General features: G+C 50.9%; 12 protein-coding genes. 9 read left to right on the top strand and 3 right to left on the bottom strand.

The window, feature by feature from the left end:
- Positions 1-264 precede the first annotated feature (264 nt).
- Positions 265-10,251, top strand: a complete 9,987-nt coding sequence (locus tag GK108_RS15175; RefSeq protein WP_163949878.1) for a beta strand repeat-containing protein — start codon at positions 265-267, stop codon at positions 10,249-10,251.
- Positions 10,252-10,346: 95 nt separating this feature from the next.
- Here GK108_RS15175 and GK108_RS15180 read toward each other — a convergent pair whose 3' ends face one another.
- Positions 10,347-11,726, bottom strand: a complete 1,380-nt coding sequence (locus GK108_RS15180) for a hypothetical protein (protein WP_163949879.1) — start codon at positions 11,724-11,726, stop codon at positions 10,347-10,349.
- Between the two features lie 208 nt (positions 11,727-11,934).
- Between GK108_RS15180 and GK108_RS15185 the strand changes: the two genes are divergently transcribed.
- The 5 genes from GK108_RS15185 to GK108_RS15205 all read left to right on the top strand — a co-directional run bounded on the left by GK108_RS15185 (position 11,935) and on the right by GK108_RS15205 (position 20,136).
- Positions 11,935-14,169 (top strand): alpha-L-fucosidase, encoded by a 2,235-nt coding sequence (locus GK108_RS15185; RefSeq protein ID WP_163949880.1) that lies wholly within the window; start codon positions 11,935-11,937, stop codon positions 14,167-14,169.
- A gap of 431 nt (positions 14,170-14,600) precedes the next feature.
- Positions 14,601-15,191, top strand: coding sequence for an RNA polymerase sigma factor (locus GK108_RS15190; protein ID WP_163949882.1), 591 nt, complete (start codon positions 14,601-14,603; stop codon positions 15,189-15,191).
- Positions 15,188-15,925: a tetratricopeptide repeat protein gene (locus GK108_RS15195; protein WP_163949885.1), complete on the top strand. Its 738-nt coding sequence runs from the start codon at positions 15,188-15,190 to the stop codon at positions 15,923-15,925. The genes GK108_RS15190 and GK108_RS15195 overlap by 4 nt, the downstream gene beginning before the upstream one ends.
- Before the next feature lie 36 nt (positions 15,926-15,961).
- Positions 15,962-17,359: a S8 family serine peptidase gene (locus tag GK108_RS15200; protein WP_163949889.1), complete on the top strand. Its 1,398-nt coding sequence runs from the start codon at positions 15,962-15,964 to the stop codon at positions 17,357-17,359.
- 17 nt (positions 17,360-17,376) lie between these two features.
- A complete protein-coding gene (locus GK108_RS15205) occupies positions 17,377-20,136 on the top strand; it encodes a CHAT domain-containing protein (protein WP_163949893.1) in 2,760 nt (919 codons plus the stop codon).
- On the opposite strand, the gene GK108_RS15210 is transcribed toward GK108_RS15205, so the two are convergent.
- Entirely contained in the window at positions 20,125-20,742 is a 618-nt protein-coding gene (locus GK108_RS15210; RefSeq protein ID WP_163949896.1) for a 3'-5' exonuclease, read from the bottom strand. The genes GK108_RS15205 and GK108_RS15210 overlap by 12 nt on opposite strands.
- 213 nt (positions 20,743-20,955) lie before the next feature.
- Between GK108_RS15210 and GK108_RS15215 the strand changes: the two genes are divergently transcribed.
- From GK108_RS15215 to GK108_RS15225, 3 genes are all read left to right on the top strand, one after another.
- Positions 20,956-21,486: an RNA methyltransferase gene (locus GK108_RS15215; protein WP_163949901.1), complete on the top strand. Its 531-nt coding sequence runs from the start codon at positions 20,956-20,958 to the stop codon at positions 21,484-21,486.
- 73 nt (positions 21,487-21,559) lie between these two features.
- Complete coding sequence (locus tag GK108_RS15220; protein WP_163949904.1) at positions 21,560-22,021, top strand: hypothetical protein; 462 nt, start codon at positions 21,560-21,562, stop codon at positions 22,019-22,021.
- Between the two features lie 164 nt (positions 22,022-22,185).
- The gene (locus tag GK108_RS15225; protein ID WP_163949907.1) at positions 22,186-23,118 is read left to right on the top strand and encodes a sensor histidine kinase; all 933 of its coding nucleotides are present in this window, start codon (positions 22,186-22,188) and stop codon (positions 23,116-23,118) included.
- 94 nt (positions 23,119-23,212) lie between these two features.
- Here the strand turns inward: GK108_RS15225 and GK108_RS15230 are convergent, their stop codons facing one another.
- Complete coding sequence (locus GK108_RS15230; protein WP_163949910.1) at positions 23,213-26,986, bottom strand: PVC-type heme-binding CxxCH protein; 3,774 nt, start codon at positions 26,984-26,986, stop codon at positions 23,213-23,215.

Here is a 26,986-nt window from a genome sequence, read left to right on the forward strand (position 1 = left end):
TTTCTTTTGTAACTAAATGCTCAACTAAGCAACCGATTAGTTTTAAGCCATACAACGCTAGATAGATCCAGATACAAAAATCAACTATCTAATAATCAGAATATTAATAAAAAAACTAACCGCTCAACCTCCATCATAATGAGTTTAATACAGACAGATAGCAAAAACACCTATTTATAAACACAAATCCCAACTAGGTTCACTACATTTACCGCTGGCATAGGGTTTGCCATTTGGACGTCCAAAGTTGTATCAGTGGCGCCTATGCGAATCTCTACGTTTTTTTCCTGCACTTTTCCTATTACGTGTCTACGTAGCCTATGGCTGCGTATCTCAGCGAATAAGGACTCTATAATTCCCGATCCAAAGCAACTGGAGAACGACGGGCAATCTCTCGTTACCCGGTCCATACAGGCGCAGAAAAGCAGGTGGCCGATATCCTTACCGGCTCTGGTTATACTGCTGACTTTGTTAGCTAGAGTGAGCCAGGCGCAGTACATCCAGAACTCAACCCTTTTAGGCACTTCTGCCAATGATTATACAAACCGGATGCAGGTTGTCAATGGAGAAACCTATATCCTTGGGGTAGCCAACTCGACCAACTACCCGGTTACGAATGGCAGTACCTACCGAGGAGGTCAGGACCTTGTCATCACCAAACTCAATGCGGCAGGCAATATCGTCTATTCGACCTACCTTGGTGGAAGCTCTTTCGAAGCTGACGGCTATTTCAAGGTGGTCAACGGTGAAGTGTATATTTTTGGCAACACTGGATCTAACGATTTCCCCGTTACCAATGGGAGCACTTTTGGCGGAACGACGGATGCTCAGCTGACTAAACTCAACGCATCCGGGAATATCGTTTTCTCAACTTATCTCGGGGGAAACGGCCAAGACTCACCAAGTGGAATTGAGGTCGTCAATGGTGAAATCCATCTCCTTTTCAATACCCTATCTACCAACTTCCCCGTCACCAACGGGAGTACCTTTGGGGGAGGTTCAGATATAGCCTATATGAAGCTCTCTGCTTCGGGAAACATTCTGTTCTCGACGTATCTGGGTGGTAGTGAAAATGATACTAGTTCGCCGAATATTAAGGTCTCCGGTGGAAAAGTCTACATTGTGGGCTATACGGAGTCCCCCAATTTCCCTGTTACCAACGGCAGCACCTACAACGGAGGGACTGATGTCTTTTACACCAGACTGAGCGCATCGGGCACTATTGAGTTTTCCAGTTACTATGGCGGTACAGCTTATGATGAAGCTATAAATTTTGATTTCGAGAATGGTGAGGCCTATCTGATTGTAACAACTTACTCTTCCGATTTTCCGGTCACCAACGGCAGCAGCATTAACAACAATGAGCTGGATATGGTCTATATGAAAATAAATTCATCGGATGCTGTGGCCTTTGCGTCCTACGTAGGCGGGAGCGGTGTTGAGGTCACCACCGATCTAAAAGTTATCAATGGCGAAGGGTATTTTGTTGGCTACACCGACTCGCCCGACTATCCGGTTACGAATGGCAGTGTATTTGGTGGAATAACGGATATTGTCTACACAAAATTTGCTGCGAATGGCACCATAGCTGTTTCTACGTACATCGCGGCTAACAGACTGGAGAGAGCCTACGGGTTTGACGTTGTAGACGGTGAAATACATATAGTGGGCACAACCGAATCGACGGTTTCTAATTACCCTGTGACAAATGGAACCAGACCTCGGACATTGACTGACAATGGTGTTTACACCAAACTGGATGCATCGACGGGTCAGATTCTGTACTCAACTATTTATGCCGGAACAAACGCTACAACTCCACGAATCATTCAGGTAGAGAATGGGGTGGCCTATATTACAGGAAGCGCAGGTTCAGGTTACCCAACCACCGATGGCTCGATTGCTAAGAACACCACTGACATCTTCTTTGCTACCTTCAAATTGTGTGGTACGTTTCCATCCACCCCGGCGACGATAACACCCGCCAGCCAAACCGTTTGTCAGAACGGGTTTACACAACTTCTTACCGGAACTACAGTCGCCATCCCCAGCAGCGATGTACCCACGCTGTACCGGAATGGAATCCCTGAACAGCAACCACAGATCCAGGCATTCTACCAGTGGCAGCAAGCCACATCGCCCGGTGGTCCCTGGACCGATATTGCCGGAGCTACTCAGAAAGACTATAACCCTGGCCCCAGTCCAGTAACGCGCTATTTCCGTCGAATCAGTACATCGGGGCCCTGCTGCGGGAATGCCGTCGTGAACACCAGTGCAGTAGCCAGTATTATTATCAGTGCCAGTGCTGCACCTACGCTTGCGGTTACTGATGTATTCAATACATGCGTCGGTTCACCCGTGGTCATTGGCGGAAGCCCCACGGCATCAGGCGGAACAACGCCCTATACCTACGCCTGGGATAATGGAGCGGCAGCCGTAGCCAACCCTACTGTTAACCCATCCATTACCACGATTTACACCCTCACCGTTACCGATGCCAACGGCTGTCGGCAAATCGACCAGACGCTGGTCAATGTCTATGCCGCCTATGCTGGTGCCGATGTGGGTTCCTGCGCCGGTACACCCGTCCAGATTGGCGGTGCCCCCATACCGGGCGTACCGGGCGTTACGTATAGCTGGGCACCGGCCACGGGCTTAAGTTGTACGACCTGTGCCCAACCCTTTGCGAACCCATCTACGCCAACCACGTACACCCTCACGCTCACCGTACCCATAACGGGCGGGGGTACCTGCCAGAGCACCGATGCAGTCGTGGTAACGCCCGTAGCGGCTCCTCTAACGCCCAATTTCGCCGGACCCGACGTAACGATCTGTATTGGCAACACGGCCACCATCGGTACAACCGCCGAATCAGGCTTTACCTATACCTGGGCGCCGGGCAATTACCTCACGGCCAACAATACGGCCCGAACAACGTTCCAGCCCGGTAGCCTGGCCATGCCAACGCCCAATCCCATCACCTACTACGTAACGGCTCTCAAAAATGGCTGTACGTTTGTCGATCAGATGCAGGCATCCGTCATCGAAGCCCGGGCCGGGGTGGATGGTTGTGGACCACGTAACGTGGGCGAACCCGACCGGACGCCCAATATTGGCGAAACCTACACTTGGACAAAATTATCGGGTCCCGGCAATTTTGTGGGCCCAACAAACCTGCCCCAAGTCCCGGTAACAGCTTCGGTGGGTGGCGCTACAACGTATCGGCTTACGGTCAGCTATAATGGCACGACCTGTACTGATGATGTGGTGGTACCGGATTGCGGATGCGTCGTGGATATTAAAGTGGATGCTCCGTTTGCCTGCCCCAGCTTTGGTCTTAATGGTGGCAACGTAAAACTCATCGCGACAGCGGCTGATATTTATTCAACCGATCCTAACGTATTTACCTATACCTGGAGCCCAGCCGCCGGTTTATCATCCACTACAGGACGGGAAGTTACGCTAACCGACAATGTGCAGCGGACCTACACGGTAACCATGAGCAGCCCATTTGATCCTTCGTTTGCCTGTACGCGCACCATTACGGTCAACAATCCCGCCTGGTCACTACCTGTTTTCACGGCACAGGACGTATCAACCTGTCCAGCAGTACCGGTTCAGATTGGGGCTCCACCCGTAGCAGGCTACGCCTATGCATGGACTGGCTCGGTTTTATCATCAACAGCCGTTTCCAACCCAACCGCAACGGTTACCAATACAACCCTTTTCGCGGTAAGAGTAACCGATGTTGGCTCGGGCTGTATTACCCGCGATACGGTTCAGGTGTCATTGGCGGCTGCAGCGGCTGACGCCGGCCCCAATAAATCGGTTTGCCCGAGCGGCATTGTGACTATTGGCACCCCAGCCCAGCCCAACACCACCTATTCCTGGTCACCGGCGGGCGCTAACTGGCAGAACGGCACGAACCAGAACTCTGCCCAACCACAGGTGCTGGTGGCTGTCACAACCGTCTTTTCGGTAACCGCTACCAATACTCAGAGTAACTGTACATCGGTGGATCAGGTCACGGTAACGGCAGGCTCGGCTATTCCCTCTTTCACCCTGCCAAACATAACGTACTGTCCCGGCAATGGCCCGGTTAGCTTAGGTGGTACTGCCCCGACCGGTACGGGTTATACCTATAGCTGGGCCCCGGCTGGACTGGTTACCATCGCAACAACCAATGCAACAACAACACGTACGCCCCCACCGAGTACGCCAACAACCTTTACGCTAACGGTTCGTAATGCAGCAGGCTGTGAACAGGTTGCCACCCAGACCATCACGCCCACGAATACTGCACCTAATCCTGGCAGTAACCAGGTCATGTGTCTGGGAAACTCTGTCAGTCTGGGTAGCGCCAGCAACCCAACCGGGGGAGGCATTACGTATAACTGGACACCCGCTACCGGACTCAGCAGTGCCAGCTCACCCAACCCAACCTTTACCCCCACTGCAGCGGGCGTGTTTAGTTTCACGTTGACCAAAACGGAAGGCGCCTGTAGCAGCCCGGCAACCGTAACGGTAACCGTCAACAGTTTTACGCTGGCCGCTATTCCATCGGTCGCCGTTTGTCAGGGAGCCTGCACCACCATCGGCACCACGCCAATAGCGAATGTGCAATATAGCTGGAGTCCAACAACAGGTCTATCGGACCCCAACAGCGCCACCACCATTGCCTGCGTTAATTCCAGCACAACTTACACTTTAACGGCCATCAATCTGAGCGGATGCGTAGCCACTCGTCAGGTGCTGGTTGGGGTGAACAATAGCCCGGCCCCCAGCATCAACATCCCTTCGGTTACAGCGTGTTTGGGTAGTCCAAGCACTACGTTCAATCCCGTGGTGAGTCCATCGGGCAGCTACAATTATGTATGGAGTCCAAACGATGGTACGCTCAACAATATCTACGCGTCGAACCCCACGGTAAATGTGACGAATGTCGGCACCAAAACCTATAGCCTCACGGTCACCAATACCGCTACGGGTTGTTCTTCAAGCCAACTCGCCCAACTCGACGTGGAGATCTGTTGTGTTAAACCCGATGCGGGTCAGGACATCAGCATCTGCCCACCCGCTACCACGGCCCAGTTAAACCCAGGCACCTCGGGTGGCACCTGGACGGCACAAGCGGGCAATCCAGCGGCAGCCACCGTGAGTGCATCAGGTGCAGTGAGCGGCATGACAGCCAATGGTATTTACCGATTCATCTATTCGGTGTCGACCAACGGCACCACCTGTACGGATACCGTAGCGGTAAGCAGACTGCAGCCGCTGAGTATGGTTGTTACGCCGGGGGTGTGTCAGAGTGCCACCAATCAATACACCATTAGCGGCACGGTGAGCCTAACCAATGCAATAGCTGGAACCTTAACGATCACTGACGGTACCCAAAGTACTACGGTGGCAGTGAGTAGCGGTAGCAGTAGTGTACCTTTCTCATTCACGGGACTGACCAGTGGCAGCGGTTCGCATACGGTCACAGCAAGCTTAAGCAGTTGTGGTAGCACTTCCGCTACGTATACAGCTCCCGCGTCCTGCACGGGCAACGTCGCCATCTCGGTTACGCCCGGAACCTGCGTACCGGCCACCAACCAGTACAGCATCAGTGGTACGTTGTCATTTACCAACGCCACCGCCGGTACGGCCACCATCACCGATGGTATCAATTCTACCACCGTAGCAGTCAGTGCCGGAGCAACATCAGTCCCCTACTCACTGACGGGCCTCACCAGTGGAACCGGCTCCCACACCGTCACCGTCACTTATGCGGGGAAAACGGCCAGTACCACCTACACCGCTCCAGCTTCCTGTTTGGTAGGCGTGGCCATCTCGGTTACCCCCGGTGCCTGCGTACCGGCCACTAACCAGTACAGCATCAGTGGCATACTCTCGCTGACCAATGCCGTAGCCGGCACGGCAATCATCACTGATGGCATCAACTCTACGACGGTCACCATTAGCGCAGGCGCTACGTCCGTACCGTACTCATTGGCTGGCTTGTCTTCAGGTACGGGTTCACACACCGTAACTGTTAGTTATGCAGGTAATACAGCTAGTGCGACCTATACGGCCCCAGTCTCCTGTTTAGTAGGAGTAGCCATCTCTGCCACGCCAGGTGCCTGTGTACCGGCTACCAACCAGTACAGCGTCAGCGGTACCTTGTCGTTAACCAATGCCGTGGCCGGAACCGCTACCATCACCGATGGCGCTACGTCAACTACCGTCGCCGTCAGTGCCGGCGCTACCTCGGTACCGTATTCGTTGACCGGATTCACCAGTGGTACGGGTTCCCACACGGTAACGGTTAGCTACGCAGCGCAAACCGCCAGTGCTACGTACGCTGCGCCGGTGTCCTGCTCGGTCAATGTTGCTATATCAGTCACGCCCGGTGTTTGTGTGCCAGCGACGAATCAATACTCCGTAAGCGGAACACTCTCGCTGACCAACGCTGTGGCTGGAACGGCCACCATTACAGATGGAATCAATTCCACCACAGTAGCCGTCAGTGCGGGTACTACCTCAGTACCGTATTCGTTGACCGGATTGACCAGTGGAACCGGATCGCATACGGTAACGGTCAGCTATGCCAGTAAAACGGCTAGTGCTACGTATACCGCTCCAGCTTCCTGTACCGTGGGTGTGGCGATCACCGCTACGCCGAGCGTCTGTGATCCGCTCACCAACCAGTATAGTGTGAGCGGTACGCTGTCGTTAACCAATGCCGTGGCCGGAACCGCTACCATCACCGATGGGGCTACGTCGACTACGGTGGCCGTCAGCGCCGGCGCTACGTCAGTACCGTATTCGCTGACGGGATTCACCAGTGGTACGGGTTCACACACGGTAACGGTTAGCTACGCAGCGCAAACCGCTAGTGCTACGTACGCTGCGCCGGTGTCCTGCTCGGTCAATGTTGCTATATCAGTCACGCCCGGTGCCTGTGTACCGGCCACCAACCAGTACAGCATCAGTGGTACACTCTCGCTGACCAACGCCATTGCCGGTACGGCTACCATCACCGATGGTACCTCGACCACCACGGTTTCGGTGAGTGCGGGGCAAACCTCGGTGGCCTACTCCCTGGCGGGACTCAACTCGGGTACCGGTTCACATACTGTTACGGTAAGTTATGCGAGTCAAACCGCTAGCATTACCTACACCGCACCGGCATCCTGTACGCTGGGGGTGGCCCTGGTTATCACACCAGGTGTTTGCCAGTCAGCCACCAACAGCTATACCCTCACCGGCACGCTTTCGCTCACCAATGCGCAGGCGGGTAATGCCACCTTCACTGATGGCACCACCACCCAAACGGTCGCCGTTACCGCTGGACAAACATCGGTAAGCTTCTCGCTCACTGGACTCAGCTCGGGAACCGGCTCCCACACGCTGGTGGCCAGCTTCAACGGCAACACCCAGAGTCAGACTTACACCGCGCCAGCTTCCTGTACCATCGGTGTGGCGATCACCGCTACGCCGAGCGTCTGTGATCCGCTCACCAACCAGTATAGTGTGAGCGGTACGCTGTCGTTAACCAATGCCGTGGCCGGAACCGCTACCATCACCGATGGAGCGACCTCCACTACGGTGGCGGTGAGTGCCGGCGCTACCTCAGTACCGTATTCGCTGACGGGATTCACCAGTGGTACGGGTTCACACACGGTAACCGTCAGCTACGCATCGAAAACCGCTAGTGCTACGTACGCTGCCCCGGTATCGTGCTCGGTCAATGTTGCTATATCAGTCACGCCCGGTGCCTGTGTACCGGCCACCAACCAGTACAGCATCAGTGGCACACTCTCGCTGACCAACGCCATTGCCGGAACCGCTACCATCACCGATGGTACCTCGACCACCACGGTTTCGGTGAGTGCGGGGCAAACCTCGGTGGCCTACTCCCTGGCGGGACTCAACTCAGGTACCGGTTCACATACTGTTACGGTAAGTTATGCGAGTCAAACCGCTAGCATTACCTACACCGCGCCAACCTCCTGTACGCTGGGGGTGGCCCTGGTCATCACGCCGGGAGTGTGTCAATCAGCTACTAACAGCTATACACTAACCGGCACGCTTTCGCTCACCAATGCGCAGGCGGGTAATGCCACCTTCACTGATGGCACCACCACCCAAACGGTCGCCGTTACCGCTGGACAAACATCGGTAAGCTTCTCGCTCACTGGACTCAGCTCGGGAACCGGCTCCCACACGCTGGTGGCCAGCTTCAACGGCAACACCCAGAGTCAGACTTACACCGCGCCAGCTTCCTGTACCATCGGTGTGGCGATCACCGCTACGCCGAGCGTCTGTGATCCGCTGACCAACCAGTATAGTGTGAGCGGTACGTTGAGCCTGACCAATGCCGTGGCTGGAACCGCTACCATCACCGATGGCGCTACGTCGACTACGGTGGCCGTCAGCGCCGGCGCTACGTCAGTACCGTATTCGCTGACGGGATTCACCAGTGGTACGGGTTCACACACGGTAACCGTCAGCTACGCATCGAAAACCGCTAGTGCTACATACGCTGCCCCGGTATCGTGCTCGGTCAATGTTGCTATATCAGTCACGCCCGGTGCCTGTGTACCGGCCACCAACCAGTACAGCATCAGTGGCACACTCTCGCTGACCAACGCCATTGCCGGAACCGCTACCATCACCGATGGTACCTCGACCACCACGGTTTCGGTGAGTGCGGGGCAAACCTCGGTGGCCTACTCCCTGGCGGGGCTCAACTCAGGCACCGGTTCACATACTGTTACGGTAAGTTATGCGAGTCAAACCGCTAGCACTACCTACACCGCACCGGTATCCTGTACGCTGGGCGTGGCCCTGGTCATCACACCAGGAGTTTGCCAGTCAGCCACCAATAGCTATACACTGACGGGTACGCTTTCACTCACCAATGCGCAGGCGGGTAATGCCACCTTCACTGATGGCACCACCACCCAAACGGTCGCCGTTACCGCTGGACAAACATCGGTTAGCTTCTCGCTCACTGGACTCAGCTCGGGAACCGGCTCCCACACGCTGGTGGCCAGCTTCAACGGTAACACCCAGAGTCAGACTTACACCGCGCCAGCATCCTGTACCGTGGGTGTGGCGATCACTGCTACGCCGAGCGTCTGTGATCCGTTGACCAACCAATACTCCGTTAGTGGTACCTTGTCGTTAACCAATGCCGTGGCCGGAACCGCTACCATCACCGATGGGGCTACGTCGACTACGGTGGCGGTGAGTGATGGTGCTACGTCAGTACCGTATTCGCTGACCGGATTCACCAGTGGTACGGGTTCACACACGGTAACCGTCAGCTACGCATCGCAAAGAGCCAGTGTTACCTATGCTGCCCCGGTGTCCTGCTCGGTCAATGTGGCGATCTCGGTCACACCGGGTGCCTGTGTACCAGCGACGAATCAATACTCTGTAAGCGGAACACTCTCGCTGACCAATGCCATTGCCGGTACGGCTACCATCACCGATGGTAGCTCGACCACTACCGTATCAGTGAGTGCGGGGCAAACCTCGGTGGCCTACTCTCTGGCAGGACTCAACTCGGGTACCGGTTCACATACTGTTACGGTAAGTTATGCGAGTCAAACCGCTAGCGCTACCTACACCGCGCCAGCCTCCTGTACGGTAGCCCCACCTTGCTTGCTGCAAGTTGTGGTTACGCCGGGCCTTTGCCAGTCGGCTACCAACCAGTACTCCATTACCGGTTCGGTGTCGGCAACCAATGCGTCGGGTAGTCAGCAGGTCACCATTACCGATGGTGTGGCCAGTACGACGGTAACCCTGACAGGCAATGGCCCTGCCAGCTTCACCCTGACCGGATTAGCCAGCGATGGAGCCTTGCATACGGTATCGGTTTCAGCCGCTAGCTGTGGCGTTGGCTCGATGACCTACACGGCTCCGGCTTCCTGTACCGTCGATGTAGCAATTTCAGTAACTCCGGGCGTTTGTCAGAGTGCTACCAATCAGTACACCATCACGGGTACGTTGAGTCTGACCAATGCACCAGCCGGAACCGCTACCATCACCGATGGCACTACGTCTACGACAGTGGCGGTAAGCGCCGGTGCTACGTCAGTACCGTATTCGCTGACCGGATTCACCAGTGGAACCGGGTCGCATACGGTAACGGTCAATTTTGCTGGTAAAACGGCTACGGTTACCTACACCGCGCCTGTTTCCTGCGAAGGCTGTCCACCGGCCAAGTGTGTGCCAATCGTAATTAGACGAACGCGCTAACCCGGCAAGACAATACGTAGTAAAAAGCCCTGAATCAGAGTGATTTGATTCAGGGCTTTTTCGATTTGTAATCCTAACCTTATTTGTTGACCGGCTCAGTTTTCGGGAATATACCAGAATGGAATCTGGTAATACGTCTGGGGTTTATTGACTGAATCAGGAACCATTACGTTCAGCATGTTACGTCCTTCTTTTAGGTTTTTTGTTAGTAAAACCGTCGTAAGACCAAGCTGGCCGTTATCAGCCCGTTTTGTAAATAAAAGGCCCGGCGAGTTATAGAGTGAATCATTCAGATAAACACTAAAATACGATTCCATCGACTTTAAATACCAGGCGGCTTTTTTTTCGCGACGTACTTTGCGGGGAAGATTATCGGGCCAGCCTGGTTCTTTAAATCGTTTAGCCAGCTCTTTGTCCAATGATTTTGGGTAGCTGATAAACAAGCGCACATATGGTTCCCGAATCACATCTGACTGAATGCTGGCTTTGTCAATAAACTGATCGGGTGCGCGCAGATTATCAAATGAATTTGCATTTGTCGTTCGGGTAGGATCACGCATGGTCATATACGAGCGGGCGTCGAGCAAATCGGTAGTATTCTGCGTATACAACACCTGATAAATCATAAACACCATTTCGGCTGCGAATAAAACGCCCAGTATGGAGACCAGCCTTTTTTTGAGCGTTTGTTCAGGAATCTGACTATAAAATGTATAAACGATATACAGCAACGGTCGATACATCCCCAAAAACAAAATGGAGAAGCCCTCGGTGAGTCGAAAGACCAATGGCGCATACCGTTCGTTATCGCGGAATCGGCCCGTATTCAGAATAGTAACGACAACAGCGAATCCAATGACAATCAGGCCTAATATCCATCCAACAACCGTACGAACAGTTTCGTAGAGCGAGTCGGGCACCAAAAGCTGCAACCCCGTTTCGATCAATATGAATAAGATATAAGCCGCAGCAACGCTAAGAAATAACAATACTAAACTGAACGCCAACGCGAAAACGACATTACACCGCCGATCCAGAAGAATAATATAATCAGGCAACGATCCCATTTCTGTGGACAATCGTTTCTGGGAATACTTGCTTAGCCTATAAATCTGATCGTACTGAATACCCTTCGGATAGGCAGCCAATAAACCGACCAGCCCAATCCAGAAAGCGCGCATCACAAAATTGGCCAGAAAAGCCCCAAACAATATATAACAGACGCCTTTGATAAGACCCAGTGATTGTGCGGGTAACGCTTCATGGATATAGTCATTATCAGTCATTAAATTATACCGATAATACGTAAATAGATTATCCATTAGATCGGGCAGGCTGAGCGTAGCAAACAGGGCTGCACCAGAAATAATCAATTCCAGATTCCAGCTTTGAGCAGTTAACTCACGAAGTTTTTCCAGAAATTCAGGTTCGGAAGGAGTGGTCGATTCTGACGGCGTAGTGTCGGGGGTTGTCATGCGATAAGCAACGAGATTTGCCTCGCAAAATAGCGGATTTGACTAGTTTTCCCATATGACCGATCGTGAATAGGAATACCGGCTAATTCGGTGTCTGGTTGTCGACGAGTAACGTACCGGCTTACTGATACTACTGAAGTTAATTGAACCTGCTTGCCCAAATGCCACCATTTTGTTAGCATTGTAGCTTGTTTTCTACTCAAGCTTCATGATAAAGCCCATACTCATTGCCGTTGTATGCCTGGGTTTCAGCATACAGACTCAGGCGCAAACCAAAGCCATAAAACCCGCCAGTACTATTGCCATTAATGAAGGCGACAGTAAGGAATTGATCATTGAAAAAGCTGCCCATGTGGTGCCAACACCGAACCAGCTGGCAGCCCTGAAAAACGAGTTTATTGCTTTCATCCACTTCGGCCCGAACACATTTACCCGTATGGAGTGGGGCAATGGCATGGAAGACCCGAAAGTCTTCGATCTGAACGAGTTACACACCGACCAATGGTGCGAAGCCATGAAGGCTGCTGGCATGAAAATGGTTATCATTACGGCCAAACACCACGATGGCTTTGTACTCTGGCAAAGCCGCTACACCAGCCACGGCATTATGTCTTCTGGCTTCCTGCAAGGCAAAGGCGACATTCTGAAAAACCTGTCGGCTTCCTGCAAAAAATATGGTTTAAAGTTAGGAGTGTACCTCTCACCGGCCGACCTGTTTCAGATTGAAAGCCCAACGGGCCTGTATGGCAACCTGAGTAAAACCACCAAGCGAAGCATCCCCCGCGACGTTCCCGGCCGACCATTTCAGAACAAAACCAAATTCGAGTTTGAGGTCGACGATTACAACGAATATTTTCTGAACCAGTTATTCGAACTCCTGACCGAATATGGCCCTATTCATGAAGTCTGGTTTGATGGAGCACACCCCAAGCGCAAAGGCAATCAGCAATACAATTACCTGGCCTGGAAAAAACTTATCCATACGCTGGCCCCCCAGGCCGTTGTTTTTGGCAAAGAGGATGTTCGCTGGTGCGGTAACGAAGCCGGTGGTACGCGCGACACGGAATGGAATATTATCCCGTATAAAGAGAATCCGAACCAGATGAATAGCTTCGACGACTTAACCGCTAAATCGCTGGGTAGTCGTGACGATCTGTACAAAGGAAAATTCCTGCACTATCAGGAGGCAGAAACGAATACGTCGATCCGGGAAGGCTGGTTTTATCGCGACGATACGCATCAGAAAGTACGTAGTGTCGATGATGTATTCGACATTTACGAGCGCTCCGTAGGCGGCAACTCTACCTTTTTACTCAACATCCCCCCTAACCGCGACGGTAAATTTTCGCCCGAAGACGTGGGTGTTCTGACCGAAGCCGGAAAACGGATTACCGAAACCTATGGTAAAAATCTGTTCGACAAAGCCACCGGTCCCAAAGAAGTATTAGATGGCAATAACGCGACTTATCGGCTACTGAATCCGACCCAAGGCGAAATCATCCTATCCACTCCTACCCCCGTTACCATCAATCGTTTTCTGTTGCAGGAAGCCATTGCTACCCACAGCGAGCGCGTAGAGAAACATGCCGTTGATGCCTGGATCGATAACAACTGGAAAGAAATAGCCGCTGCTACCAACATCGGCTACAAACGGATTCTGCGATTCCCCGACGTAACGGCGTCGAAATTCAGGGTTCGTATCCTGGCCAGCCGACTTAGTCCGGCCATTGCCACCATCAAAGCCCATTACTACCGCACCCGACCACCACAACTTCAGCTGGTGCGCGATGTGGCGGGCCGAGTGAGCATTGAGCCGCTACAAACCGATTTCGGCTGGAACCCGAATGGCGAAAATGCGTCGAAGAACCTCAATCAGGGCATCGCTATCGTCTATACAACGGATGGCAGCACCCCCACGGCCTCATCGCCCGCCTATACCGGACCGTTCGATATGGGGAAAGGCGAAGTAAAGGCAATGGCGCTACTTAACCAGGAAAAAGGGCCCGTAGCCAGTGCTACGTTCGGTATTGTGAAGAAGAACTGGAAACTGCTCAATGTTGATGGCGAAGCCAATAAACACCAGGGAACACTCGCTTTTGACAGCAACACTCGAACCTACTGGCAATCGACCGAAACACAGGCAGAACACTTCATTGCCATCGATCTGGGGCAGGAACACACGTTGAAAGCGTTTACGTACACTCCCCAAAAACAAAAGCCGGAAGGTATGATGGCGAAAGGAAAAATTCAGAGTAGCCAGGACGGTAAAAACTGGCAGGATGTCGACTCGTTTACCTTTGGCAATCTTGTGAACGACCCCACCCCCCGAAGCCATTCGTTTAAATCGCCGGTCAAAGCCCGCTACGTACGTATTGTGGCGACCAGCCTGGAAGCCAATAGTAAAACACTGGCCATTGCCGAACTTGATTTCTTCGAACCGTAAACCCTGGGTATCCGAAGAGCAAACGTGGGCGTCACTGAGTTCATTGCTCAATGCCAACCGCTACTGGCTCTTCGGGTCCTGCACTCAGCCGTTTTGGTCGACAACGTAATACCCCTTCAGAGCTTATCTGGTATAGCCCTGAAGGGGTATTGTTCTTACCATTGAACGTAACGCGATAACTGGCATCAGAAACAAGCTTCGCCGGTAGTTTGACTACGCACCTCCCCCTCCTTGCCAAATTACAGTCAACATAACGACTCATACGTAACACGCCCTATACCATGCAGGCAGTCGTTGTGTTGAGTGCTTCTATTGCCTTCTTTCCAGAAGTACTTGGTACCTAGAGTATTTATACTAACCCGATTGCATGAGCAGACCATAACTTATTCTCAATTTTTATTACCTTACCGGCAGGTTCGATTCCTCACTCTATGTCTCTTTTTTCCCGACAACCCTCTGATGCTGATTTGATGGCCGGTATTCGTGCGGGCGGAACCCAGCGACGACTCTACGAAAACAAATTGTATGAGAAATACGCGTATTTGATTGACGTTGGCTCCCGCAAACACCGACTCAGTGAGGATGAGTGCGCCAGTGCCTACTCCGACGCCGTCCTTACGGTTATCGAACATATACTCACAGACCGTTTTGAGGGCCGTTCCGAATTAAAAACGTATCTATATCAAATATTTACGAACAAATGTGTTGACGCTATTCGAAAAAAGACGACTAATCGAAGTAGCGTTCATGATACCTTCTCTCTCGACGACTCCTTGCTGCAACTACCCGATGGCACACGCCCGGTAATTCAGCAACTGGTTATGCAAAGCGATATTGACCAGCTCCACCGTCACCTGCGCGAACTGGGCGAGAAATGCAGAAGCATGATATTATCGTGGGGAGAAGGGTACTCTGACGAAGAAATAGCACAAACATTAGGCTACAACTCAGCGGCTGTGGCTAAAACCAGTCGCCTGCGTTGCCTGGAAAAACTGCGCGATCGTTTTCGCGACATTTTATGAACATCAATCTGGAAACCATTGAAAATTACGTAAATGGTCAGCTTTCGGAACAGGAACGAACGCAATTCGATGAGCGTCTACGTACCGACCCGGTGGTTGCGAACGAACTCGCCTTTTACGTACTGTCGAAGCAAGTAGCTCATCAACAGGCACGCGAACAGCGTATGGCCGAATTGAACGCTCTACGCCAGCAAAATCCACGTATTGGCCAACGCTCTATAGGCTGGACGGTTTACGTTGCCGCTGCCAGCCTGATTCTTCTTTTGGGTCTTGGCTGGTACTTCTTCCGCCCCACAACCGAACCGTCCCTGGCTACCAACCAGTTGGTAGACGACTACGTAACGGCTCATTTTATGGAGCTGCCAACCACTATGGGCTCCGAAACAGATAGCCTGAAACTAGGGATCGATTTGTTCAACAAAGGAAAGCTTGACCAGGCTACCGTCGTGTTTCAGGACGTACTGGCCCGCAAACCAGACACAGACAGCGCGTTAAAATACGGCGGCATTGCTTCCCTGCGGCAAGGTAATTACGACAAAGCCATCAAACAGTTTCAGGCTTTGAGCCAACGTACTGATTTAATCGCCAATCCTGGCGCCTTTTATGAAAGTCTGGCCCTGCTCAAACGCGGACGACCGATAGATAAAAGCAGAGCAAAAAAATTGCTTGAGGACGTGATTAACAAGAACTTGGAAGGCAAAGCCGACGCTGAAAAGCTCATTTTGCTTCTGTAACTATTGACTCCTATACCTTAAACCCACTCCGTAATTATGTCTGACGCTAATACCAAACCAGTACAGCCGCAAAAGTCCGTTCGTTTTCATCAGCTGGTACGTGCACTCGCTAAACGAGATGGTGGCATACCGACCCCGGAACGGCATCCAACCGACCGATTACGGCTAGTCGCTAAAAATCAGCTTGTTATTCAGCTTGATCAGACATTACCCAAACTTCAACGAGGTTCCAAGTTATTACTTTCTGGTATCGATGTGCGATACGCGAAGCGAAAGATAAAAAGATCAGACGTTCGTGTCAGCGTTCGACGTGTTTCGCACTGCAATCCCCGCCTGGTATTACTTGAAGGCGATGAAATTCATCTATTGACAGATGCCGAGCTAACCTATAGCCCCGGTACAGACACTCCTCCACCCACGGTTGTTAGCAGCAGTGCGAATGATATAGGTTACAGCCCTGGTACTGATACGCCCCCACCCACAGTTGTCAGTAGTTCCGGGAGTGGAACAGGATCGACCGTTCCGATTGTACCAGCATCATTCGATGCACAGCTCCGGCGAATTCTGGCCGGGTCGGCAGGCTGGCGCGATTATCCGATCGTGGCTGTAATGGATACAGGAATTGACTTTGCCTATCCAGGCACGGCTACTTTACCAATTCAACACAATGGCGGCCACCCAATGTGTGATACGGTGGAAGCCGACTATATCGGTTGGGATTTTGTTCATGACCAGAACAATCCCTACGACGACAATCATAATAAGCACGGTAGCCGTATTGCCGCGATTATCAGTCAGACAATGAATCACAAAGTTCGTATTCTACCCCTAAAGGTGATTAACAGCCAGGGAGTCGGTACATTGTTCGATATCTTTTGTGGCTTTGAGTATCTTTTATCCAATCGCCTACCTGAAAAGCCACGTGTTATTAATGCCAGTTGGGGGTTTTACAGTACAGAAGTGAACTCGCTTTTGACCGATTATGTCAATCGACTGAACGACAAAGGAATGTGGCTGATCAATGCAGCCGGTAACCGGGGCGACCTTAGCGGTAATGCCCCCGTTGATCTCAACAGTGACAATCGCTATCCAGCCTGCTACAGTAGCACCCTGTTTAATGTACTGACCGTTACAACCGTTCGCGGGCATGCATCCACGGGCTATACTGTTGTCGAAAACTTTTCCTCTGCTTATGTAAACACCGGAGTTGGCAGTGGGTTGGATGACGGATTTAACGAACCACTGGCGACCGGCAATTTGCCATCGATAATTGGCTCGTCCTATGCAACACCGTTTGCTAGTGCACACGCGGCCAGTCATTATCAGCCCCCTGCCGACGTAACAACACGCGACAATCTGTTAAGCTCGGTTCAACAGCACATTGTTCAACTCGAACCCAAAATTGATCATGGTTCTCTTGTTCCTGTTGAATAAATCTCTCTGAAAAACATATGCGAGCTAAGAGTTGGTTATGGGTCTTAATCGTTAGCCATGCGTTGGTTTCGGTAAAAGCACATGCCCAATGCTCATCGGTACGGGACGACTTTCTGCGATTTCGATCAAATACAGCCCTGACTCCTCTTCAGGGCAGTCAGTATGCACTAGCGCTGCGAAAACGTTGGCAGGACTGTCGGCTCCCTACCGACTCGTCTCTGGTACGTCTGACGATCTTAACCGGCGATTATTTACGGAAGCAAGCCAATTACAAGGTTGCTAATCAGTATTATCAACAGGCTATTCAGCTAGCCAATCTCAATGCTACGTCTCAAAAACTAATCCCTCAGGCCAATTATCTACTGGGTACAACCTACTTATTTGATAATAACCCAGCTCAAGCCAAAGCAGCCTTCCTGAAAGCCTTAGAGTATTCGGTACGTCATACAGACACTCGTAAATGGGGAGTGCTATCCTATATTAATCTGGCTTATCTAAGTTACTCGCAAGGCGATTATCAGCAGGCTCTGGCCTACGTAGAAACAGGCATAGACATAACCCGTAAACAACCAGACGAAGCCTTACTGGCTCCCCTTTTACGGGAAAAAACAAATGCTTTATATGCTTTGGGCCGCTACACGGAGGGAGCAGCCACTGCACTTGAAATGATTCGAGTGGCTCAACAGGCACATATTACCAATTTGGGCCAGTATTATCTGATACTGGCAGATATTCAGAGCCGTCTGAATCAACCTGCTGCTGCAATTCGTGCTTATCAGATGGCGGCCTCGCATTACCGGTCAGCAAACGATTCGTCACAGGAAGCTTTTGTTCTCACAAATCTAGGTTTTCTCTTCTATATGCAGAAAGCCTATCAACAGGCCATAAAACAGTACCAGCAGGCATTAGCCATACAAAAAAACCGCTATAGCCGAGCCAGGCTCTTCGATAATTTGGCCGCTTGCTGGTGGCAGACAGGAGAGTTTGATAAGGCTTTGCAAACGTACCAACAGGGGCTGCTAGCCATACCGATCGGCTTTAATAAAAGAGAAATCAACCAAAATCCGGCTCCGCAAAGTATTAGAAACGCATTACGTAAAGAATTTCTCCTTACCCTCATTCAGGACAAAGCCGATACGTGGCTCGATTATGCCAAAGCCACCAATAACCAAAATCGACTGCAACAGGCGCTCTCTACGTATGAGGTTGCCGATCAGATGATCGATTTCATGCGCTGGGATCATACGGGTCAGCAATCGAAACTCTATTGGCGACAGAAAACCCGATCGATGTACGAGCGGGCCATTGAAACCTGTTACCTCCTCAATGATGCCAAACAGGCTTTTCACTTCCTCGAAAAAAGTCGGGCGGTTCTGTTGGCCGATAAGCTCAACGAATTAGGTGCCCGTCAGCAACTGTCACCACAGCTCGCTGCCCAGGAACAGCGTTTACGGGAAGCCGTTACCAATCATCAGAATAAATTAGCTGACCTATCGCCCGATAGCAGCCAATACGCGCAGGTTCAGGCCGAATTTCTCGCCAGACAGGATAGTCTGGATACATTTTTAAAAGAACTTGAATCCTCGAATCCTACGTATTACCGGTATAAATACGACAACCAGACCGTTTCCTTTACGGATTTACAACAGTCGTTAAAAAAGCAGGAAAGCTCGTTTGTTACGTACTTTGTTGGCGATAGTTCGCTCTACGTCATGGGCATTACAGCCGACAAAGCCATGCTTCGAAAGTACGCTGTCGGAGACTACAAACAGGCACTACGTCCGTTTGCCCAACTCCTTGGCAACCCAGATCAACTGAGCAAACGAACTAAATTCAACACGTTTTTATCCGTTAGCAATCAGCTTTACCGGCTGTTACTGGCTCCCCTGGCTTTACCCCAAGGACGTATCGCTGTTGCTCCCGACGGCTTTTTCATACCATTCGATGCCCTGAGCCGATCGGCAAACCAGCCCGACTACGCCCTGAACGACTATGCGTTTAGCTATGCCTACTCGGCCACACTGCTCCTTAAAAATAAGCCTAAAGGAAATCGACTGCCTAGCTTCCGCCCTATCGATTTTATGGGCGTAGCACCAGTCGAATTCGCACCGGCTTCCGGTCAGGTTATGCTATCCGGTTCCGACGTAGCGCTACGGTCTATTGCGAATCGGTTTACGTCGCCAACCGTACTGACTCATACAGCAGCCACCCGACAGGCCTTTCAGCGAGACGTCGCCAATCATTCCATTATTCTGCTTTTCACCCACGCCAATGCCGACAGTACCGATCAGGAACCCGTACTGTATTTTGCAGATTCAACGCTTCAACTGTCTGAGCTTGGCGACGGCGCCCTGCCCAATGCCCAACTGGTAGCACTGGCAGCCTGTAAAACAGGAATTGGTACGTATCAGATTGGCGAAGGAGTTTTTAGCCTGGCCAGAGGGTTTTCGGCACTGGGTGTTCCCAGTATCCTCACTACGCTCTGGAACGTACAGAATCAGGCTACGTATCAACTCACCGATTTTTTCTACCAATATCTCGATCAAGGTTTACCCAAAGATTTAGCCTTGCAACGCGCCAAACAGGACTGGCTCAAAAAAGCTGATGGTGCCAATCAATTACCGAATTACTGGGCGGGTCTGATCATCGTTGGCAGTACCGAGCCGCTGGCACGCACTACCCCTACGGTCTGGGGTCTAATCTTGATGCTTGTGATCATAACCGGCACTGGTGGCTGGTGGCTCCTAAACCGGCAGCGATCCAGATTAAAGAGCTAGTTTCATCTGATCGGCTAGTTTAAACACTTCAGCCAGGCATTTTGCGGTCAGAATAGAATCTTCCAGCGCATTATGAAACCCATCTTCGCGGGCAAATCCAAAATAACTGGCAATGGCGGTTAGGCTTAACCGATCGGGAGCTTTTTTACCATTTGCTTTTAGAACCCGGAATGTAAAATAAGCTAGTGTGTGCAAATCAAGCAGCACGCGCGAATAAGGCCATTTCTGTTTTTCGTATCGATAGGCTTCTTTCAGAAAGTTAATATCATTAATCACACTCTGCCCACAGATAATCACATCCCGCAGATAGGGCGTCCGATCCAGTTGACCTTTGGGGACACGAATGCCAAGCTGCTGGCAAACCCACTCCTCCATTTCGGGCAACACATCGTAAATCATGGGCGCATCTTCCAGATCGGCAAGCGACAGATTATGAATTTTTTCGGAATGAGACGAAAACGCATCTTCATTTTCCGGATATACATTGGTCAGATACTGTCCTTTCTCTACCCAGTTATCATCAAACAAAACCGCCCCAATCTGAATAATTTCATTATAATCTGGTTCAGGGCCAGTCATTTCAAGGTCAAGTACTAAAAAAGGCATATGTAATTCGTTAACGATTTTGGCGAAAAGTTAACGGATTTATTTTTTAAAAATATACTGAAAAATTATTCCTCAATGTTGCTCTTCTTGATTGTACGGTACTATCTCAAACCGCTCGAAGCGCAATGGCTTGACGGTCTAACGCTACGTAGTGCAGCCAACTATTCGTAGCTTCTTCCGTATTTTGCAAACCTGTTCCAGTAACGCTTATTTATGCAACCTCGCAAACTATCACTAGACGAACTAAATCGTCTTTCCGTCGACGCTTTTAAAGAATCCGAAAAATTTCCTTATTGCTTAATTCTGGACGATATACGTAGCCTGAATAACGTGGGGTCAGTTTTCCGCACAGCCGATGCCTTCAGAGCGTCTAAATTATTTCTCTGCGGTATTACGGGCCAGCCTCCTCACCGCGACATTACTAAAACGGCTTTGGGAGCCACTGAATCAGTCGACTGGGAGTACGTAAGCGACGTAACTTCGCTGGTTAATCAATTGCAATCGGAAGGCTGGATAGTAGCAGCCATTGAACAGGCTGAAGGCAGTACGTCCTTATCAGATTTTAAACCAGAGCCAAACAAATCATACGCTTTTGTGTTGGGTAACGAGGTGACAGGCGTTTGCGATGCCGTTATTCAGCAAGCAGATTTAGTCGTAGAAATCCCTCAGTTTGGCACGAAGCACTCTCTTAATATTTCTGTTACAGCGGGAATTGTATGCTGGGATTTTCTACAAAAAAGATAACAAAAACTTAACATTCGACTTTTGATTCTCCCGTTTTATTCGTATTTATTTGTAAATTTTTTCCTACCAAACAATGGCAAACAAAACCGCAAAATCCAAGCATAAGTCACTGGCCGCTGATATTGTCAGTTCAATTGAAGCGAAGCTTAGCGAAGCTGGCGAGGCAACAAAAAAAATGAAAAAGTCGATTGAAAAATCGGCCGACAAGTTAGCTAAGAAACTCGCTAAACTCATCGATAAGACCGAGAAAAAGAAAGAGAAACCAGCGAAAAAAGTCGAGAAAAAAGCCAAGAAAGATTTAGCGAAAGCCAAGAAGAACGCCGAAAAAGCAGAGAAGAACGCTAAACGCGCAGCTAATAAAATTGCAGATACAGTTAGTGATCCGGTGGTGGCTACGTCTGCTCCAAAACCTGCCCCCCGCCCTGCGGCAAAAAAAGCAACGACTCCTAAACCAGCAACTCCCGCCCGCAAAACTACGCCGAAGCCATCACCGGCTCCAGCAACACCGGCTGAGAGTACAGATACCAACGCGTAATAAGACGAATTGTACACTATTTTTTGTTAGAGCCCGCTTTATGCGGGCTTTTTTACTATCAACTATTGTTTTTATACTTATTTTTTTGTGACATTTACATAAGAGCCGCGTCCATTAGCACTTATTAGATCGAGTTTCTTTGCTAACTTTTACCAGACGGTGTTATGCTACCCCGTTCTAGAGTTTCTCCTCTTTTTATTGGTGCCCTACTACTGTCAATCATTACAGCAGGCTTGATTTATAGTAACTGGTCATCCGTTTCGAACGCTACGAATTCACCCTCTTCGTTGCGTTGGCTAGCTCTGTTTGTTCTAGCCTGTGGCTCGCAGGTCCTCTTAGGCTTTTCACTCTGGTGGATGCTACGTCGACGCCAGCATTCTGTTGTGCAAACCGACGTACTACACTCCATTGTCCACGAATTTCAGACGCCCATATCCGCTATTCGAATGGCGGCCGACATTCTGGACTCACCCATTGCCCGTAATCAACCCGAACGTACGGATAAATACGTTCGGATTATCCGGGAAGAAACGGAACGTCTTCAGCATCAGGTCGAAACCATGCTAACCCTGGCCCGTGCTGATCGAAATACGCTTATTCTCAATCCAGAGCCCGTCTTCATTCACCAGCTTCTCCATTCCGTTGCCGAACGACATGGCGACTATCTGGGCCTGAGCCTGGTGGGTAATGATCCCCATATTCTGGCCGACCGGCTGCATTTGACCAACGTATTACATAATCTGCTGGACAACGCAATAAAATATAGTACAGAAAAACCCGAGATAACCGTACTTACCAAAACCAACGCTGATGGCCTGACCATTACCGTACGAGACCGGGGAGTCGGAATCGCTCCGAAACTTTTACCGCATATTTTTCAGCCATTTTTTCGGGTCCATGCCCGCAACCAACCCAGTGTTAAAGGATTTGGTTTGGGCTTAAGTTATGTACAACGTATTATTCAGGCCCACAAATGGACTATATGGGTTAAAAGCGAATTAGGGAAAGGCAGTGAGTTCATTATTCATGTTCCGCCAACCTCGCTTCTAACAACCTCCGCGGCATCGCTGCATACCAGGAAAACAACGTCCAATTAGTAAACTATTCTCAACGAAAAAGCCGCTTGCCATACTGGCAAGCGGCTTTTTCGTTGACTATTTGCTGCGTTAAAGCTCAGCTAGTTCTGCCCGGTTATTTAGCGCTAACGGAGACTCCGGCTTTCGTTACTTTCATAACGCCATTCATAATCCGCCAGTGGCCAGGGAACGTACACACAAACGGATAATCGCCGGGCGTAGCGGGAGCTGTAAACTTCAGCCGGTAGGTTTGGTCGGGGTTAACCAGCGGAGTGGCTACAATAACCTGCGAAATGCTCGGTACGTAGTTTTTCTCAGCGCCATCTTTAGCCGTAATCATCTTATCAGCAGCCGCTCCGATTATGTCCATGCTTTTAGGCTTGCCAATTACCAGGTTATGCTGCATGGCGTCGGGATTCTCCAGAACCAGTTCGACCTGTTTGCCAGCCGTTACGGTAAATTCTTTCTTATCGTAACGCATTTCTTCCCGAACCGTTTTTAACCGTACTACTTCTACATTCGGATCCACCGGCTCGCTTTTCGCGATGCCCCAGGCTTCGTATAAACGTCCTAAACGTTCACGATTGTCGGACGTAACAGACGAAGAAAGACTAGCCAGGAAGTTCTTATCGGCCTCATTGACATTGGCTTTTGATTTGAGGTTCCAGCCCTCCGACACCCCTTTAACAATAGCTTCGCCCTCAGGAGCATTCAGCTTCTGGGTTTGCCGTAACAACGCAACCACAGAATCGACCGGTGCCACAGACGCATAACTACGGGCCGCCCGCTCCAGCACGTAAGCACTCATACTCTGAGGAGCCCGATAGGTGAAGGTATGCGTCGCATTGTTGTTCTGCTCGTTACCTTCCGCGATTTTATTCTCCCGATCCAGCATAACCGCAATCGTATACTGACCGGCCCGATCGAACGTAACGTTCATATCGCCCACCCAGGGACCATTATTTGCCTTCGTAATTGTTACCGTCTCACCAGGTTTTATTCCCGTTTCATGCGTAACACTGACAAAATCGATTTTTGCCGGATCGGCCGACCCTTTTGGACCTTCGATACGTAACGATACCGGGATCGGTGTTCCTTCAGGAATAGCCACCCCTCCGGCATTGGTTACGTCGATGGCGATTTTAGCCCCTTCCCGTACCGCTGGCGATTCGGGGGTAGTACGGATAGCCGCAATGACCAGATCGGGTTTATCGCCGGTAGTTGCCGTTGCTTTCGGCATTGGTGCATTCGGGCCGTGTCCTCGGTCGGCATGCGTGCTCATATCATGGGCAGGAGCCGCTTTGGGCTGAGCCGACGAATTTTGGGCAACCTGCTTGAGATACGTTTTCAGCAACTGTCCATTCTGTCCGGTCAGGGCACACGCAAACGCGTCTGGCAACCAGCGGTCATTCACTTCAGTTGCTTTGTCAAGTCGGGTCAGAATGGCCTGTTGAACAGCATTGCTCTGAGGCACTTCCGATAAAGCCAGTAAGGTATTCAACGCCACGACTGGTTCTCTATCGTTCAACAAACCACTTTGCAGCAAAACGGTAGCCGTTTCCTGCGTTTTAGGCAGAACCTGAGTAGCCGCTTTACGAACGGCTGCGCTTGGGTGTTTCAACGCCGTTGTTGCTGCCTGTAATGCTTCCCCATCCATCGCACCTAAACCTTCCAGGGTCCAGAGTGCATGGAGAGCCGCCGGATTATTGCCGATCTGGTCCAACGACTGATCATTAACCAACGCAATCAGTTGCGGTACTACGTCTTTTTTATTCCGTTCGATGAGGATACGCTGAGCCGTCATCCGCCAGAACATATTGGTGTTTTTCAGCGCAGCCACCAGTTCGTCGGGGCGGTCTTTACTCAATGCCATTTGCGCATAAGCCGGTGCATTTTTGTAGCCTACCCGATAAATACGACCATGCGTAAAATCACGTAACGGGGTTTCGTACGCGTTGCCAGAGCCGTTCGTAGCGCCTTTCGGAGTTGGATTGTGCTGAATGATAAAGCTATACCAGTCGGCCACCCAGACAGCTCCATCCGGGCCAACTTCGGCAAATACCGGCGAAAACCATTCGTCGGCTCCTGCCATCAGGTTAAAGCCTTCGGAGTCTTCATAATCCGTACCTTTTTTCTGCATGACGTTCTGGTGCAGAATGTGCCCGGTTGGCTCGGCCACGAACGCAATTTTATTCCAGTACTTCTCGGGGAAAGCCCGCGCCGTGTAAAAATTATGGCCCGCAGCCGCCGTAAATCCACCAAAAACGTCAACCTGCCGTACTTTCTCCGTAATCGGCTTCATGTCTTTGTGCGTATCGGTGCTACGGCTTCCATTCTCGCGAATATGCGGAGCGCCGTTAAAATACCGGTTCGGAATAGCCATGTACCAACCATGCGAATTGTTGGCCGTTGAGCCGAAAATATCGCCGGTTTCGGTAAGGCCCAGCCCCCACGTATTGTTCGAGGTCGAGGTTACGTATTCGAGCCTGGAACCATCCGGTTTAAACCGAAAAAAGCCCTGACCAAACTTCACACTATCGGCCCCAACTTTCCCTTTGAACCCTGAATACCCTACGCTACCCCAGATCCAGTTGTCGAATCCGTAGTGCAGGTTGCTCGGCCCGGCATGGGTATCGAACGTACCGAATCCGGTAAACACGATTTTCTTGACGTCGGCTTTATCATCGCCGTTGGTATCCTGCAAAAAGAGCATGTGTGGTGCCTGCGACACGTACAGACCACCGTTTGCAAAGGCCATCCCCGTTGGAATACTCAGCCCTTCGGCAAAATTGGTGAATTTGTCGGCCTTGCCGTCTTTGTCGGTATCCTCGCAGATCACGATGTAGTCAGAACCACCACTCTCTTTACGTTCGTTTGGATAGTCTTTGGTTATGAGCACATATAACCGACCGCGTTCGTCCCACGACATGGCTATGGGGTGCATGACGTTAGGCTCATGCGCAAACAAATCGAGCGTAAAATCAACGGGCACCTGAATGTGCTTCATCGACTCTTCCGGCGACAGTGGTTCCTGCTGAAGCTGCGCGCCCGGACGTTTTTCGTAGTTCGGGAGTTTTGCTTCGTGATACGCAAACGGCTGCGGATTAAGCGCGTCGTGCAGCTTTTTCACGTCATCGCCTACGGCCCACAAAATACCCCGTTCCAGCAGTTGCTGAAAACCAGGCTGACTCCAGGTACGTTCGTCGTGGCCGTAAGCCGTATAGAACACCCGGCCTTTCCCGTACTGACGCGTCCAGGTATAGGGTTCCTCTTTTTGATCCGGCTTGTCTTTTGCCTGATCGGCTTTGATATCCCGAACGGCCAATACGTTGTTGTCGGCCTGAAGATGCGAATGCAGGTAGGTTTCGTCGTAGGCTTTAAACGACTGTAAACCCATCATGATTGGGTTGTTAGGCTGGACAGTACGAGTCTGGATCGTGTCCATCCGATGCCGCCAGAACTGCCCGCCCACCACTTTATCGACATACTCTGCCGAGTTGCGGAAACAGTACGACGCACAATGCACCGGAATAAGTCCTTTGCCCGACGCTACGTAGTCGAGCAAGGCTTTTTCCTGCGGTTTAGGAATACTGTCCCAGTTCGCAAAAATCAGCAGCCCATCGTATTTGTTCAGATTATCGGGGTTCAAATCCTCCAGCTTATCGGTATAGGTGATATTGATCCCTTTATTCCCTAACGCAGCCATGAGTTGCGGCACACGTTCAATGGGCTTATGGTGGCCATTATCGCCCAGAAACAGAATTTCGGTTCGACGCGGTTTGCTAACCGATTCGCGAACGGATGTTTGCGGAGCCGACTGACGCGCACACTGAGTGAGTATGCCTAATACCGCTGCTGCCAGCAAAAGTTTCGAGTGCCTGATTAACAT

The sequence above is a fragment of the Spirosoma terrae genome, from assembly GCF_010435915.1.
In the GTDB taxonomy this organism is placed as follows: Bacteria; Bacteroidota; Bacteroidia; order Cytophagales; family Spirosomataceae; genus Spirosoma; species Spirosoma terrae.

What these genes read in the sequence shown, in the direction of transcription:
- GK108_RS15225 (WP_163949907.1), top strand. Translation starts at nt 22,186, where the DNA reads ATGCTACCCCGTTCTAGAGTTTCTCCTCTTTTTATTGGTGCCCTACTA.
- GK108_RS15210 (WP_163949896.1), bottom strand. Translation starts at nt 20,742, where the DNA reads ATGCCTTTTTTAGTACTTGACCTTGAAATGACTGGCCCTGAACCAGAT.
- GK108_RS15175 (WP_163949878.1), top strand. Translation starts at nt 265, where the DNA reads ATGCGAATCTCTACGTTTTTTTCCTGCACTTTTCCTATTACGTGTCTA.
- GK108_RS15185 (WP_163949880.1), top strand. Translation starts at nt 11,935, where the DNA reads ATGATAAAGCCCATACTCATTGCCGTTGTATGCCTGGGTTTCAGCATA.
- GK108_RS15220 (WP_163949904.1), top strand. Translation starts at nt 21,560, where the DNA reads ATGGCAAACAAAACCGCAAAATCCAAGCATAAGTCACTGGCCGCTGAT.
- GK108_RS15230 (WP_163949910.1), bottom strand. Translation starts at nt 26,986, where the DNA reads ATGTTAATCAGGCACTCGAAACTTTTGCTGGCAGCAGCGGTATTAGGC.
- GK108_RS15215 (WP_163949901.1), top strand. Translation starts at nt 20,956, where the DNA reads ATGCAACCTCGCAAACTATCACTAGACGAACTAAATCGTCTTTCCGTC.
- GK108_RS15180 (WP_163949879.1), bottom strand. Translation starts at nt 11,726, where the DNA reads ATGACAACCCCCGACACTACGCCGTCAGAATCGACCACTCCTTCCGAA.
- GK108_RS15190 (WP_163949882.1), top strand. Translation starts at nt 14,601, where the DNA reads ATGTCTCTTTTTTCCCGACAACCCTCTGATGCTGATTTGATGGCCGGT.
- GK108_RS15200 (WP_163949889.1), top strand. Translation starts at nt 15,962, where the DNA reads ATGTCTGACGCTAATACCAAACCAGTACAGCCGCAAAAGTCCGTTCGT.
- GK108_RS15195 (WP_163949885.1), top strand. Translation starts at nt 15,188, where the DNA reads ATGAACATCAATCTGGAAACCATTGAAAATTACGTAAATGGTCAGCTT.
- GK108_RS15205 (WP_163949893.1), top strand. Translation starts at nt 17,377, where the DNA reads ATGCGAGCTAAGAGTTGGTTATGGGTCTTAATCGTTAGCCATGCGTTG.